The organism is Robbsia betulipollinis, from assembly GCF_026624755.1.
GTDB classification, from domain to species: domain Bacteria; phylum Pseudomonadota; class Gammaproteobacteria; order Burkholderiales; family Burkholderiaceae; genus Robbsia; species Robbsia betulipollinis.
On the sequence record NZ_JAPMXC010000001.1, the window covers coordinates 1,925,576 to 1,940,635 of the forward strand.

General features: G+C 67.4%; 11 protein-coding genes. 7 read left to right on the forward strand and 4 right to left on the reverse strand.

The window, feature by feature from the left end:
* Positions 1 to 27 precede the first annotated feature (27 nt).
* On the forward strand, positions 28 to 621 hold the full coding sequence (gene ssb / locus OVY01_RS08360; protein WP_267846998.1) for a single-stranded DNA-binding protein: 594 nt from the start codon (positions 28 to 30) through the stop codon (positions 619 to 621).
* A gap of 268 nt (positions 622 to 889) precedes the next feature.
* On the opposite strand, the gene OVY01_RS08365 is transcribed toward ssb, so the two are convergent.
* The gene (locus OVY01_RS08365; protein WP_267846999.1) at positions 890 to 1,597 is read right to left on the reverse strand and encodes an MgtC/SapB family protein; all 708 of its coding nucleotides are present in this window, start codon (positions 1,595 to 1,597) and stop codon (positions 890 to 892) included.
* A 203-nt stretch (positions 1,598 to 1,800) separates the two neighbouring features.
* Here OVY01_RS08365 and OVY01_RS08370 point away from each other — a divergent pair, with 203 nt between their 5' ends.
* Genes OVY01_RS08370 through OVY01_RS08380 form a run of 3 tightly spaced genes read left to right on the forward strand, consistent with a single transcriptional unit; the run spans position 1,801 to position 5,755 of the window.
* Entirely contained in the window at positions 1,801 to 2,463 is a 663-nt protein-coding gene (locus OVY01_RS08370; protein WP_267847000.1) for a (2Fe-2S)-binding protein, read from the forward strand.
* Positions 2,464 to 2,473: 10 nt separating this feature from the next.
* Positions 2,474 to 3,472 (forward strand): FAD binding domain-containing protein, encoded by a 999-nt coding sequence (locus tag OVY01_RS08375; protein WP_267847001.1) that lies wholly within the window; start codon positions 2,474 to 2,476, stop codon positions 3,470 to 3,472.
* 45 nt (positions 3,473 to 3,517) lie between these two features.
* Positions 3,518 to 5,755 carry a xanthine dehydrogenase family protein molybdopterin-binding subunit gene (locus OVY01_RS08380; RefSeq protein WP_267847002.1) on the forward strand — a complete coding sequence of 746 codons (2,238 nt, stop codon included), beginning with the start codon at positions 3,518 to 3,520 and terminating at the stop codon, positions 5,753 to 5,755.
* Positions 5,756 to 5,762: 7 nt separating this feature from the next.
* Here OVY01_RS08380 and OVY01_RS08385 read toward each other — a convergent pair whose 3' ends face one another.
* A complete protein-coding gene (locus OVY01_RS08385) occupies positions 5,763 to 6,512 on the reverse strand; it encodes an IclR family transcriptional regulator (protein ID WP_267847003.1) in 750 nt (249 codons plus the stop codon).
* A 304-nt stretch (positions 6,513 to 6,816) separates the two neighbouring features.
* Between OVY01_RS08385 and OVY01_RS08390 the strand changes: the two genes are divergently transcribed.
* From OVY01_RS08390 to OVY01_RS08400, 3 genes are read left to right on the forward strand one after another with little or no spacing between them, the layout of a single operon-like run.
* Entirely contained in the window at positions 6,817 to 8,871 is a 2,055-nt protein-coding gene (locus tag OVY01_RS08390) for a hydantoinase/oxoprolinase family protein (RefSeq protein WP_267847004.1), read from the forward strand.
* A gap of 26 nt (positions 8,872 to 8,897) precedes the next feature.
* Entirely contained in the window at positions 8,898 to 10,937 is a 2,040-nt protein-coding gene (locus tag OVY01_RS08395) for a hydantoinase B/oxoprolinase family protein (RefSeq protein WP_267847005.1), read from the forward strand.
* A complete protein-coding gene (locus OVY01_RS08400) occupies positions 10,934 to 12,223 on the forward strand; it encodes an NAD(P)/FAD-dependent oxidoreductase (protein ID WP_267847006.1) in 1,290 nt (429 codons plus the stop codon). Before OVY01_RS08395 ends, OVY01_RS08400 begins: the two co-directional genes overlap by 4 nt.
* A 25-nt stretch (positions 12,224 to 12,248) precedes the next feature.
* Here the strand turns inward: OVY01_RS08400 and OVY01_RS08405 are convergent, their stop codons facing one another.
* Both OVY01_RS08405 and OVY01_RS08410 read right to left on the reverse strand, forming a co-directional pair.
* Positions 12,249 to 12,518: a cupin domain-containing protein gene (locus OVY01_RS08405; RefSeq protein ID WP_267847007.1), complete on the reverse strand. Its 270-nt coding sequence runs from the start codon at positions 12,516 to 12,518 to the stop codon at positions 12,249 to 12,251.
* 226 nt (positions 12,519 to 12,744) lie between these two features.
* A complete protein-coding gene (locus tag OVY01_RS08410) occupies positions 12,745 to 15,057 on the reverse strand; it encodes an FUSC family protein (RefSeq protein WP_267847008.1) in 2,313 nt (770 codons plus the stop codon).
* Between the last annotated feature and the right edge of the window lie 3 nt (positions 15,058 to 15,060).

Genomic DNA, 15,060 nt, shown 5'->3' on the forward strand with positions numbered 1-15,060 from the left:
AGCAGAACCGAATCTACAGGAGCCACCATGGCATCGGTCAACAAAGTGATTCTCGTCGGCAACCTCGGCGCCGATCCCGAAACGCGGTACCTCCCGAGCGGGGATGCCGTGACCAATCTGCGTCTCGCGACGACGGACCGCTACAAGGACAAGGCCAGCGGTGAGATGAAGGAATCCACCGAATGGCACCGGGTGTCGTTCTTCGGCCGTCTGGCCGAGGTCGCCGGCGAATACCTGAAGAAGGGCTCCTCGGTGTATGTCGAGGGGCGGATCCGCACGCGCAAGTGGACCGATCAGTCCGGGCAGGAAAAATATTCGACCGAGATCGTCGGCGAGCAGATGCAGATGTTGGGCGGCCGCGGCGGCGCGGGTGGCGGCGGTGGCGGCATGGGCGGCGGCGATGAAGGCGGCTATCAGCGCGAAAGCAGCGGTGGCGGCGGTGGCGGCGGTGGTTACCAGCAGCGCGAGAACAGCGGCGGCGGTCGCAGCGGCGGCGCATCGCGTGCGCCGGCCGGCGGCGGAAATGGTGGTGGCAACGGCGGCGGGAATGCCGGTAACGGCGGCGGCGCGGGCCGGTCGAGTGGCGGGTTCGACGAAATGGATGACGACATTCCGTTCTAGGGCGTATCAGGCGCCGGGAAGCCGATGAACCCCATAACCCTTTGAGGCTATGGGGTTTTTTATTTTCATGCGGTGCAATGGGGGAGATGTCGGATACGCCCCATAAGTGCACATCAACCCTATCTTTTGTCAGGGCATGATTGTACTTGTCTTCATATGAAACCGAAGAAGTCGATATGAACAGGATGGCAGCGATCGATAAGCTCGCGGCCCTGGACAGGGCGCCAGCGTTTCAACAGTTGCTGCCCGGAAAAGCGCAGTGCCGCTTTCACTCCACCGCCGGCTCCGTCTTCAATCCCTCCCACCCCACGCTCGACACCCCTTTCTCCATGCTGATGCGGCTCGCCAGGCGCTCCAGCTTCGGCTGGTCCTTCGGATGCAGCGCGACGACCGCCTGCACTTCGACGCGTTCGCGCGCTTCGTCCGCATCCTTGCTGGTCAGCGACTGGAACGACAGCGGCGAAGACGACATCGCGTTCGACAGCAGCGCGCGCATGTGAATTTCGTCTTCTTCCCGGCAGATCACCGTCAGCACATAGGAGCGGACCAGGTCGGCGGTCGAAACCGGCGACGCGTTGATGATGTGGCTGACGCTGCGCAACAGCGTGTTGGTCAGCAGCACGACCAGGGTGCCGCCCAGTGCCGGGCCGTAGTGGCCGGCGCCGCACAGCACCCCGACGGCCGCGGAACACCAGAGCGTCGCGGCGGTGTTGATGCCCTGGATCGTGCCTTTCTCGCGCATGATCACGCCCCCGCCCAGGAAGCCGACGCCCGAGACCACGTAGGCGGCGATCTGGGTAACGCCCGCGACGCCGTTGCCGGTCAGCACGCCCAGCGTCACGAACAGACAGGCGCCGCTGGTCACGAGCGTGACGGTGCGCAAGCCGGCGGTGCGCTGGCGCCACTGGCGCTCCAGGCCGATGACGATGCCGCAGCCGAAGGCGGCGATCAGGCGAAGGAAAAAGTCGAGGGTCATGACGGGCCTGCGGGGGTTGTCGGTCATCGCGCCCGCTGGACGCTTTCTCTCGAATGAGCCGTCCTCCGGTCGCGCGCAAGAGCCTATCACGCCTGCGTGGCGAGATTTTTTTTGGAAAGCACGGTTTCGGAATGATTCTTGCGTCTTCTTACGGATCGAGCCCGCGCCAGAACGGGCCATCTTCTCTTTCCCACAGGACAAAAATGTCGAACGACACCACTTCCACGGCCGAGCGCGACGACGACTCGGCGGGCGTGCGCCTGAACCGGCGCTCCTTTCTGACCTGGGCGGGTGTGAGCGGGGTCTCCGTCTCCGGTCTGGCCCGCGGCGCCGACGCGCCCACCGCGCCGCCGTTGCCTCATGAAGCGCCGGCCATCACCGCCGCCCCCGCGCCCGTCGCCGAAGGCAGCGTACCGGTACAGTTCACCGTCAATGGCCGGCAGGTATCGGTGCAGGTGGATGTGCGCACCAGCCTGCTCGATGCGCTGCGCGAGACCCTGGCGCTGACCGGCACCAAGAAAGGCTGCGACCATGGCCAGTGCGGCGCCTGCACCGTCCATGTCAACGGGCGCCGGGTGAATTCCTGCATGAGCTTCGCGGTGATGCACGAGGGCGACGCGGTCACGACGATCGAGGGTCTCGGCCAGCCCGGCAATCTGCACCCGATGCAGCAGGCCTTCATCGACCACGACGGCTATCAGTGCGGCTACTGTACGTCCGGTCAGATCATGTCCGCGGCGGCGCTGGTGCACGAGCCGTGCGGCCATGCCGACGCCGATGTAAAAGAGTCGATGAGCGGCAATCTGTGCCGCTGCGGCGCGTACAAGAACATCGTTGCCGCGATTCAGTTCGTGCGCAAGGGCTGAGGAGACCGACATGCAGACTTTTCAATACATGCGTGCTTCCGACCCCGCCCAGGCGATCGCGGCGGCGGCCGCCTCGCCCACCGCCCAGCAGGGCGCGAAGGTGCGTTTCATGGCCGGCGGCACGACGCTGACCGATCTGATGAAGCTCGACGTCGAGCAACCCACGCAGGTCGTGGACATCAACCGGCTGGGCTTCGACAAGATCGAGCGCCACGCGGACGGCACGCTGCGCATCGGCGCGCTGGTGCGCAACGCCGACCTCGCCCAGGACAAGACGGTCAAGCACGACTATCCGGTGCTGTCGCTGGCGCTGCTGTCGGGCGCGTCGGCGCAATTGCGCAACATGGCGACGACCAGCGGCAATCTGCTGCAGCGTACCCGCTGCATGTATTTCCGCGATACGGCGATGGCGTGCAACAAGCGTCAGCCGGGGTCGGGCTGCGCGGCGATCGGCGGGGCGAACCGGATGCTGGCGATCCTCGGCACGAGCGATCACTGCATCGCGTCCAATCCGTCCGACATGAACGTCGCCTTGACCGCACTGGGCGCGACCATCGTGATCCAGGGTACCGGCGGCGAAAAACAGATTGCGATCGACGACTTCTATCTGCTGCCGGGCAATACGCCGGAGCGGGAAACCGTGTTGCAGCCCGGCGACCTGATCACGCACGTGGTGCTGCCGGCACCGGTGACGGGCGCGCGTTCGACCTATCTGAAGCTGCGCGACCGGGCGTCGTACGAGTTCGCGTTGTCGTCGGCGGCGGTGGTCGTTGCGGTGGAAGGGGGCCGGATCCGGCACGCGCGCGTCGCGCTGGGCGGTGTGGGCGCGAAGCCATGGCGCTCGACGGCGGCCGAACGCGCGCTCGTGGGCGCCGCGCCGGACGAAGCGAGTTTCACGGCCGCGGCCGATGCCGCGCTGGCGGGCGCGCGTCCGCAGAGCGAAAACGGTTTCAAGGTCGAGCTCGCGAAGCGCTGCCTGATGCAGGCGCTGCGCACCGTGACGGCCTGAGCGCCGCGCGCGCTCCCCCCCATAGACAAGCAGAGAACACGAACCATGAAAAATCCCGACCAGGATGTGAACGCCGTCATCGGCGGCGCGCACTCGCGCGTGGACGGCCCGCTGAAATGCAGCGGCGGCGCGCACTATACGTCGGACCGCCGCCTGCCGGGCATGCTGATCGCGGTGCCGGTGGCGTCGACGATCGCCAAGGGCACGTTGACCGGCCTCAACACGGCGGATGCCGGGAAAATGCCGGGCGTGCGCGCGGTGCTGACGCACGAGAACATCGGGCGCTTTTACCGTGTCAACAAGGCGACCAAGATCAAGATCGACGAGACGCGTCCGCCGCTCGACGACAATACGATTCGCTATTACGGGCAGTACATCGCGCTGGTGGTGGCGGACACCTTCGAGCAGGCCAGCGCCGCGGCCGCCGCCGTGCAGGCGACGTATCGCGAGGAAACGCCGAACGTGGCGATGCAGATGTCGCCCGACGCGAAGCCCGAGGTCGAGAGCGAACGCGGCGATACCGAGGCTGCCTTCGCGGCGGCGCCGGTGCGGCTGGATGCCACGTACACCACGCCGGTGGAAACGCACAATCCGATCGAACTGCACGCGAGCGTCGCGACCTTCGACGAGGGGCGCTTCACGCTGTACGAATCCACCCAGGCCATCATGAATCACCGTTCGGCGATGGCGCAGATGCTGGGCGTGGACGACGAACAGGTGCGCATCGTCACGGAATACCTGGGTGGCGGTTTCGGCGGCAAGCTCTGGCCGTGGACCCATTCGATTCTCGCGGCGGGCGCCGCGCGCAAGCTCAAGCGCCCGATCAAGCTGGTGGTCAGCCGCCAGATGATGTTCCAGACCGTGGGCCATCGTCCGAACACGCAGCAGCGCATGCGCGTGAGCGCCACCGCGGACGGGAAGCTGATGTCGTTGCAGCAGGACTATATCTCCCACGCGCCGATCCTGGACAAGCGCAAGGAAGATTGCGGCGAAGCCACGCCTTATCTGTACAGCACGTCGAACCTGAAGGTCACCTCGGCCAGCGCGCGCCGCAATATCGCGCCGGATACCTCGATGCGCGGCCCGGGCGCGGTGCCGGGTCTGTTCGCGACGGAATCGGCGATGGACGAACTGGCGATACTGCTGAAAATGGACCCGGTCGAATTGCGCGTGCGCAACGAGCCGAAAATCGACGAAAGCCTGAACGTGCCGTTTTCGTCGCGTCATCTGGTCGAGGCCTTGCAGGTGGGCGCGGACAAGTTTGGCTGGTCGAAGCGCGATCCGCGCGTGGGATCGATGCAAAAGGATGGCGAGGTGCTGGGGTGGGGCGTCGCGTCCTGCTCGTGGAAGGCCTCGCGGGTGCCGGCGCAGGCGGCAGTCGAATTCAACACCGACGGCACCCTGCGGGTGTCGAGCGGCACCCAGGATATCGGTACCGGCACCTACACGGTGCTGGCGCAGATGGCGGCGAAGCAGGCGGGGGTGCCGCTGTCCAAGGTGGTCGTGTCGATCGGCGATACACGCTTGCCGCCGGGCCCGATGTCGGGCGGTTCGATGGCGACCGCGTCGCTGGTGCCGGCGGTGTCCGAGGCGGCGCGCGATGCCGTGAAGCAGATGCTGACGGTGGCCAGTACCGCCCAAGGCACGCCCTTCATGGACACGAAGCCCGACATGCTGGCGCTGACCGATGGCCGGGTGCACCTGAAGGCGCAGGCCGCGGCCAGCGGCATGCCGTTCGAGGACGTGTTGCGCGCGGCGCGTTTCAATCACGTGACCGGCATGGGCAAGTCCGGCGCGAGCGATTCGGATCCGGATGCGAAGAAGCTGTCGATCCACTCGTACGGCGCGCATTTCGTCGAGGTGAGCTGGCAGCCGGCGATCGCCCGTCTACGGGTCAAGCGCGTGGTCACCGTCATCGACGGCGGCAAGGTCATCAACACCCGCACCGGCGCGAACCAGATCGAGGGCGCGATCATGATGGGCGTGGGTATGGCGCTGTTCGAGCGCACCCAGTACGACCCACGCAACGGCGCGCCGATCAACAGCAATCTCGCGGACTACATCGTCTCGAGCAATGCCGATACGCCGGACATCGACGTGACGTTCCTCGACCATCCGGATTTCGCGCTCAATGAGCTGGGGGCGCGGGGCATCGGCGAGATCGGTTTGGCGGGATTCGCGGCCGCGATGACGTCGGCGGTGCATCACGCCACGGGCGTGCGGGTGCGCGACCTGCCGGTGCATATCGAAACGCTGCTCGCATCGACGGTGCGCGCCACGTAAGAGAACGTCAGGCGCTGTCGTTCTGACTCGCGCCGATCTCGCGGGCGGCCTGGCGCACCGCCGTTCCCCATTCCTCCTGCCGCGCGGGGTCGTAGCGCGACTCCGGCATCGAGATGCAGATGCTGCCGACCGGCAGCGTGTTCGAATCGAGAATCGGCGCGCCGATCGCGCAAACCGCCGGTCGATATTGCGACAGGTTCAATGAATAGCCGCGTTCGCGAATCCGCGTCAATTCCTCGCGTACCGCCGCCGCCTCGCTGAGCGTGGTGTCGGTGAATTTCGACAGATCGCGTGCGAGGATTTCATCGATCTCCCCCTGCGGCAGATAGGCCAGCACGGCGAGCCCGTTGGCCGTCGCGTGATAGGGCGAGACATCGCCGATCGGGCTGTAGGTCCGGACATTGTTGTGACAGTCCACGCGATCGATCAGGACGACGGAATTCGTGCTGTCCGGAATCGACAGGTGCACCGTTTCGCCGGTGGCGTCGCGCAGGCGCCGCATGGGCTCGCGCGCCGCGGCATAGAGCGCATTGCCGTGCAGGGCGGTGGGACGGATGCCGAGGATGCGCGCGCTGACTTCCCAGCGGGTGATGTCGCCTTTCGTCTGACGCAGCCATCCTGCTTCGTGGAAGGTCAGCAGCACGCGCTGCACGCTCGATTTCGGCATGCCCAGCAGGCGCGACAGCACGCCGACGGCGACCGGCTGGTGTTGCGCGACGGCCTCGAGCACTTCGAGGCTTTTCAAAAGACTTTTCAATGTCCCCTTCTCCAGATGACCGCGATGCGCGATGCCTGCGCGGACTCTGCGTCATCTCGGGCTTGTTCCCGGGTTGGTATGTCGACGGAGGTGCGCGGTGGCGTATCCGGGGGCTGCATGCTTCTGCCTGAGTGCGTTCCACGACATGCGAATTTCCTCACTTGCGGCGTGAAAATTCACGTGCTACTTTCGCATCGAGTAAATATGGAATGGCGTGCCGCATTGTGGCACGAATCTTTCGGTTTGTGAATGATCGACCGGCGCGGCGCGGTGGCGGCCGAGGCCGACGTCGGAAGGACAAGCAATGGGCTTGAGAATTGGAGTCGACATCGGCGGCTCGTTCACCGATTTCGCCGTACTCGACGACGACACGCGCACGATCCTTACCCTGAAGGTCTTCTCGCGTCCGGACAGCCCGGGCAGCGAGGTGATCGACGGCATGCAGGGCCTGAAGGCGCATTACGGCATCGATCCACACGACGTCGTGTATTTCACGCACGGCACGACCGTCGGCGTGAACGCGGTGGTGCAGCGCAAGGGCCTGAAGCTCGGTCTGGTGACCACGAAGAATTTCGAGGACGTGCTCGACATCGCCCGGTTGAAGATTCCCGACATGTACCACCTGATGTCGAACCGGCCGCCGCCGCTGGTCCCGCGCGACCGCGTGTTCGGCGTCGTCGAACGGCTGGCGGCCGACGGCACCGAGGAGACGCCGGTCGACGCGGCCAGCGTGCTCGACGCGGTGCGCGGCATGCAGGCGGAGGGCTGCGAGGGCGTGGTGGTGTCGCTGCTGCATTCGTACCGCAACCCGGTCCACGAGCAGCAGGTGAAAGCGATCATCGAACGCGCGGTGCCCGGCCTGTTCGTGTCCTGCTCGCACGAGATCTGGCCGATCATCCGAGAATACGAGCGCACCGTCACGGCGACGATCGGCGGCTATGTGCAACCGATCGTCTCGCATTACCTGACGCAGTTGCAGGGCGCGCTCGCGAAAAGCGGCGTGACGGCGGACCTGAAGGTCACGAAGTCGAACGGCGGGGTGATGCGCGCCGAGAACGGCAAGCACAACTGCGTGCAGATGATTCTCTCGGGTACGGCCTCGGGCGTGATCGGCGCGGCGTATCTGGCGCAGATGTCGGAGATCTCCCACTGCATGAGTCTCGACATCGGCGGCACCACCGCCGACGTCGCGCTGATCATCGACGGCAAGCCGCAATACGCGAGCGGCGAATACATCGGCGACTTCCAGATCCACATCCCGTCGGTGTCGGTGTCGTCGATCGGCGACGGCGGCGGGTCGATCGCCTGGGTCGACGACTTCGGCGTGCTGAAGGTCGGCCCGGAAAGCGCCGGCTCGAACCCGGGGCCGGTCTGCTACGGCCGGGGCGGGACCCGGCCGACGATCACCGACGCCTTCGCCGTGATCGGCGTGCTGGGCCGCGCGGCGCTCGGGTACGACGCGGTGCAGGTGGACGCCGAAGCGTCGCGGCGCGCGATCGAACCGCTCGCGCGGCAACTCGGACTGGACGTCTACAAGACCGCGACGGCGATCGTCGATGTGTCCATCTCCGGCATGTACGCGGGGGTCAGCCGGCTGAGCTCGCGTTTCGGCATCGATCCGCGCACTTTCTCGCTCATGCCCTTCGGCGGCGCGGGCCCGATGCTCGGGTGCTTTCTCGCGCGCGCGCTGAACATGCACCGGCTACTGATCCCGACGACGCCGGGCGTGCTCAGCGCGCTGGGCGGACTGATCGCGGACACCAAGAACGATTTCGTACGCACCACGTATTATCCACTGGACAGCGCCGCGCTCGATCGTCTGGCGTGCGATCTGGACATCCTCGACGCCGACGCGCGCGCCTGGATCATCCAGGAAACGGGCTCCGACGCGAACGCCGAACGGGTGGTATCGGCGGACATGCGGTACCGCGGGCAGTCCTTCGAGATCGATACGCCCTTGTCGGTCGAGGCGATCAAGACCGGCGACATCGCGGCGATCGGCGCGGCCTTTCATCGCGAGCACGAGCGCCTGTTCGGGCACAGCGACGGCACGTCCGCGATCCAGATCGTGTCGCTGCGGCTGGTGATCACGTCGGTCACGCCCAAGCCGGAACTGCCGGCGATCGCGCAGGGCGTGGGCGCTCCGCAGGCGGAATCGATGGTGCGGTCCTTTCTCGACGGCGCATGGCGCGAGGTGCCGTTGTATCGGCGCGCCGCGCTGCTGGCCGGACACCGTTTTTCCGGACCGGCGATCGTCGCGCAGGACGACACCACCACCTGCGTGCTGCCCGGTTTCGACGGCGTCGTCGACCGCTACGGCAATCTTCTGCTCGAAGCCGTGCAGGCCGCCGCCGAATGATCGATGCGCGATTTCAGGAAAGCCAGATGACTTTCGATCGAACCGTATTGCAGATCTTCGCGAATTACTGCGTGGCCGCCGCCGAGAGCATGGCCTACACGTTGGTACGCACCGCGCACTCGGCCTTCGTCAAGGAAACCGAGGACTTTTCCTGCACGCTGATGAACGCGCGCGGGCTGACCTTCGCCTCGCCGAAGACGCTGGGCGCGACCTGGTACCCGGGACTCGACTTCGGCGCGGTCATCGACATGATCGACGACTACGCGCCAGGCGACATCTGCATGACCAACGACGCGTATAGCGGTTACGTGGCCACGCACACGCCCGATGTGGTGATGTGGAAGCCGGTGTTCCATGGGGGCGAGATCGTCTGCTACGTGGGCGGCCACATCCACAACACCGACATGGGCGGCGCGGTGCCGGCCTCGCTGTCGCGCACGCTGACCGAGATCTACCAGGAAGGCATCCGTTTCGCGCCGACGAAAATCGTGCGCGCGGGCGTGCTCGACGAGGCGCTGCTGGAACACATGGCGATCAACGTGCGCGCGCCCGAGCAGAACCGGGGCGATCTGAAGGCGCAGATCGCGATGTTGATGACCGGCGAGCGCCGCGTTCTCGAAATCATCGAGCGCTTCGGCGTCGCGCAGTTCAAGGCCGGCATGGACGCGCTGCTCGAATACTCGGAAGAGCAGGCGCGCACCATCGTGCGCGGCATGCCCGACGGCGAATACTTCTTCGCCGAATACGCGGACGAGGATTCGGTCAACGGCAAGCCGCTGCGCGTGGCGCTGACCCTGAAGATCGACGACGACTCGCTGGTTTTCGATTTCACCGGCAGCGATCCGCAGCTCAATTCGTCGCTGAACATGCCCACCGGCGGCAGGGAGCGGCACGTGCTGGCGCTGGTCGGCCTGAACTACATCCTTTACTCGCTGAACCCGGACCTGCTGTTGAATGCCGGCATGCTGCAGGTCGCGCGCTGCATCCTGCCGGAGGGTACGATCATGAACTGCGTGCCGCCCGCGGCGGTGGGCATGCGCAGCCTGACGGCGAAGGTCGCGCAGTACGTCACGTTCGGCGCGTTCTCGATGGCCTGCCCGGATCGTCTCCCGGCCTGCCCGGCGGGCGGCATGTCGATCCTCAACGTCAGGACCGTGGACCGCGGGGGGCGCAGCATCATCGCCTCGATCGGCCCGGTGGGCGGCGGCGCGGGCGGCATGGCGTCGGCGGACGGTTCCGACGCGTCCGGCGCGAACGTGGCCTTCCTGCGCAATACGCCGGTCGAGATCAACGAGGCGGAGGTGCCGATCCGCATCACTCAGTACGGCGTGGTGCCGGGCAGCGCCGGCGCGGGCAAGTACCGTGGCGGCCTGGGCACGGTCATGGAATTCCGCGTGTTCTCGCCGGGCACGCTCGTGACGGCACGCAACCGCGACCGCTCGCGCTTCGCGTCCTGGGGCGTGCTGGGCGGCAAGGCCGGGGCAGTGTCGCGCTTTACCCGCAACGCCGGCACCGACAAGGAGGAGAACCTGGGCGTGACCGATCTGGTGATCTGCGATCCGGGCGACACGGTGCGGCTCGAAGGCTGCGGCGGCGGGGGCTACGGGCATCCGCACGAACGGGAAACCGGCAAGGTCGTCGAGGACGTGCGTCGCGGCTATGTGACGCTCGAACAGGCGCGCGTGCTGTACGGCGTGGTGCTCGGCGCGGACGGTGTGAATGAGGCCGAAACCGCGACGCTGCGCGCGCGGATGAAGCAGGCCGCCGAGCGCGAGACGCTGCCGCATTTCGCGTACGGCGCGGAACGCGACGCGTATGAAGCGAAATGGACGCGCGAGCGCTACCAGGTGCTGACGACGATCCTCGCCGGGTCCCCGGTGGTATGGCGGCACTTCCTCAAGCACAGGATCTTCGACGCGCTGGATGCGCGCGAGGCCGCGGGGACGCTGGCGCCGGGCGCGGCGGTGGTGGATGATCTGTATCGCGAGGTGCTGCGTCAGTACCCGCAACTGGCGCAGGCCGATGTCGATAGCGCCGAAACCGTCCGATCGAGAGTCCAATCATGAAACTCCAGCCGTATTGGCTCGATAGCGCGCCGGTCTTCGGCGGTGGCAACCCGGGGCCGGTCGAGGGCCGCGCGGACGTGGTCGTCATCGGTGCCGGTTTCACCGGCCTGTCGGCCGCGCTGACGCTGGCGCGCACGGGTGCCTCGGTGGTGGTGCTCGATGCCGATCGCGTGGTGGGCCAGGCATCGGGACGCAATGGCGGGCACTGCAATACCGGCACGGCGCAGGATTTCGGTGCGTTGATGGCGCAGTTCGGCCTGGCGCGCGCCCGCGCGTTCTACCAGTCCTTCGTGCAGGCGGTCGATACGGTGGAGGCATTGATCGCCGAGGAGGGGATCGATTGCGATTTCATGCGTCCCGGCAAGCTGAAGCTGGCCGCCAAGCCCGAACATTTCGCGAAGCTGGCACGCGCCTACGAGATTCTGGCGAAGCATGTGGATCAGGATGTCGCGCTGGTGGCGCCGGAGCGGATCCGCGACGAAGTGGGCAGCGACCGCTACCACGGCGGTCTATTGTCGACGCGCGGCGCGCAGATGCATATGGGACGCTTCGGCGTCGGCATGGCGGAAGCGGCGGCGCGGCGCGGCGCGCGGATCTACGAGCACGCCGCGGTGACCGGCCTGAAACGCCTGCAAGGCGACGCGTACGAAGTAACGTCGACGCGCGGCGTCATCCGTGCGGACAAGGTGCTGGTTGCCACCGGCAGTTCGCAGATGGGGCCGTTCAAATTCTTCGAGCGGCGCATGGCGCCGGTGGGCAGCTTCGTGCTGGCGACCGCGCCGATCGACCAGCCGGTGCTCGATGCGCTGTTGCCGCACCGGCGCGCGTACGTGACCACCAAGAACATCGGCAATTATTTTCGGACGACGCCGGACAACCGGCTGATCTTCGGCGGCCGCGCGCAGTTCGCGATGTCCAATCCGAAGAGCGACGAGAAAAGCGGGCGCATCCTGCGCGAAACGCTCGGCCAGACGTTTCCGGCGCTGCGCGATGTCGCGATCGATTATTGCTGGGGCGGCCTGATCGACGTGACGGTCGACCGGCTGCCGCGTGCCGGCGTGCACGACGGCCTGTACTACTCGATGGGGTATAGCGGACACGGGACCCACATGGCCACGCATATGGGGCAGGTGATGGCGACGCTGATCGCTGGAAAGGCGCGGGATCTGGAAGACGTGGCGCCATGGGTGGGCATGGCATGGCGGGAAATTCCGCTGCAGGCCGGGCGGCAGTATTTCCTGCCGCTGATCGGCGCCTATTATCGGCTGCAGGACATCCTGCACTGATCCTCGCGCCCGCGCGGGCGCGCCGCTATTTCCTGCCGACCAGGTAGCGCACGCCGCTCGCGCCGTACCACTCTTCGTGCGCCCGGTTGGCCGGGAGGTGAAAGACCTCGCCGGTCAGATAGGTCCGCGTCTCGGCGTTTTCCTCGCGAATGCGCAAGTCGCCCTCGAGCACGAGGGCCTTGGCCTCGAACGGGTGTGCATGGGAGTCGAGATGTCCGTCGGCCTGCCGTTCGACCAGCACGACCTCGGAGAATCCCTCGCGCGCGAGTATTTCGGTGAATGCACTGTAGTCCATGGGGAATGCCTGTAGTTTTGGAAAAGCGTCGTGGCAGTATAGCCTTCGCCAGCCTGTTCATTTCGCGGCCCATGCCGGGGATGACGCACACGCGATCCGCGTGGCGCCATCGCGCACGTTTCGTGCCGCTTTCCTGTCTCTTTCGTGCGACAGACCGCGGTCCGGCGATCCGGCGATCCGGCGGTCCGGCGGTCCGGCGGTCCGGCGGTCCGGCGCCGGTGGCGACTCAGGACCGGGTGGCGAGTTGCGCGCGATCGGGGAAGCGGCCGATGGCCTGCCCGAGCGCGGCGATGCGCTGCAAGGCCAGGAAACGCGGATCGGCGGGGCGCAGCCACTGCGGGGACGGTTCCTCGGGGGAGGGCAAAGGGGCGTCCCCGCCGCCCGACGTCGGCACGGCGTCGCGCGCGGCGTCCTGGCGAATGCGCACGACGACATGGCGCAGCGCCGCGTCGAGGCGGTCGGCGTAGCGTTTCACCGCCGCCGCGCCGCGCCGTTCGTCGTCCGGTGCATCGTCCGGTGCGGCGTTCAGCGTACCGTCCGCCGGGCCCTCGGGCTTGCCGCGCGGCGCGGCCTCGCGGTCGTCGGCGGATGTCAGCGGCTGCAACTCCAGCACCGTCGCCGCGGCGGTCATGCCGCGCAGCGCGGCGATCAGATCGCCCACCGCATGCGCGCGTGCCTGACGATGCAGGGGACTGCGCATCAGGCTGTGCAGGACGACCTGCGCGTTGTCCGCCGACAGGCAGGCTTCCCGGCGCAAGGTGCCCGGCGCCACGCCGGGGGCGTCGCCCGCCTGCGTCGCCCGCAACACCGCCAGCACGTAACGGGCATGGCGCTCGACCGCTTCCGACAGCACGGCGGCGAGCCGTTCGTTCGCCCGTTCCGGCCACAGCAGCATGCCGATCAGCAGGCCCAGCACGCCGCCGTAGATGCTGTTCATGCCACGCAGCGCGGCGAGCGTGAATTCATGCGCGGCGGGCTGCTGGATCTCGGCCACCAGCACGAATTGCAGGGTCAGGAAAAAGGTGAAGACCGCGTAATGGACCGTGCGGCCCAGAAAGGTGCCCAGCGCGATCGGTACCACGGCCACGGCGACCGCCAGCGGCGAGGGCAGCAGGATGCCGATCAGCGAGGCGCCGATCGCGCCCGCCACGCTGCCGACGATGCGCTCGGCGGTGCGCTGCCAGGTGGACGCGAGATAGGGCTGCAGGATGAAAACCACCGTCAGCGACATCCAGTAGCCGTGATTGATGTGCCACCACTTGCACAGCGCCACCGAGACCGTGGCCGCGACGCCGACGCGGATCGCGTGCCGCGTGATGCTGGAACGCAGATCCAGATTGCGCCGCAGATGGCTCAGTGCGGAGGGCCCCGGCGGCGCGGACGTCGTCTGCGTGGGCGTGGCGGCGGCGCCGTGCTCGACGGTCTCGGGCGCATCGCTGAGCAGGGCCGAGACGGCGTCGGTACCGGCGCTGAACAGGCGATCGAGCAGTGGCAGCAGCGTCGCGGCGGTGGGGTTGTCCGGCGCCGACGTACGCGCGTGTGCCTGCCGCACCGCCTGCTCGGTGCGTGCGAGCGCATTCTGCAGGGCCTGTCGCTGCGCCGGGGCCGCCACGTTCGAAATCTGCGAGGTGACCCGGCAGCCGTGCGCGAAACGGCGCATCACGCGCAGTACGTCGGCATTGGTGCGGCGCGCGAGGGCATCGGCGGCGTCGGCGGTCGCGGGGTGATCCGCGGCGCTCAGCGACGCCATCGTATCCGCCAGCGCGACCAGCACGACGAACGCGCGTTCGGCGGCGTCGAGCAGCGCCAGCAACTGCTGTCCGCGGCGCATCCGCGAGGGCCGGCTGCCCAGCACTTCGGACACGCGCTGCCGCGCGGTTTCGATCTGCGCGCGCAATGCCTTGCGGTGCGCGGTGCTGACTTCGTGCCAGCGCGCGCGCGCGCCGGGCTGCGCGGGGCGCTCCGGCCGGTACAGCAGGCAGATCGCCGCCGTGTATTCGCCGATGCCGGCATAGCACTGCGCCACCGCCGCCGCGGCGTGGCGCCACGGACGCCGCCGCCAGACCAGCGCGGTCATGACGATCGACCAGAGTCCGCCGCCGATGAAGAACGCCGCATAGGCGGCGCTCGCGCCCAGGGTCGGTGTCGGCAGTTCGGTCGACACCACGAAACCCGCCGAGACCAGCGTGCCGATGATCGCGGCCGCCGGCCCCCAGAGCTGCGCGAAGCTGGCCGCGGTGCAGCAGACGAAGGTCAGCGGCAACAGCAGCCACAGCGTGTCCTTCGACGCGCTGGCGAGAAAACAGAACAAAGCGCCCACCGCCGCGACCCAGCACATCGCGCGCAGCCGCTGCGCGAGCGGTCCGCCCGGGTCGGCGAAGCAGGCCCAGAAAGCGGCGATCGCGGACCAGCCGAGGCGCGGCTCGCCGACCAGCACGGCCAGGACGGCGGGTGCGGCGCTGACCAGCGCCGCATGGCTGGCATCGGCCCAGGGAAGTTCGCGCAGAACCGCGGGCACGCGGATGGGCGGGATGCGCATGAC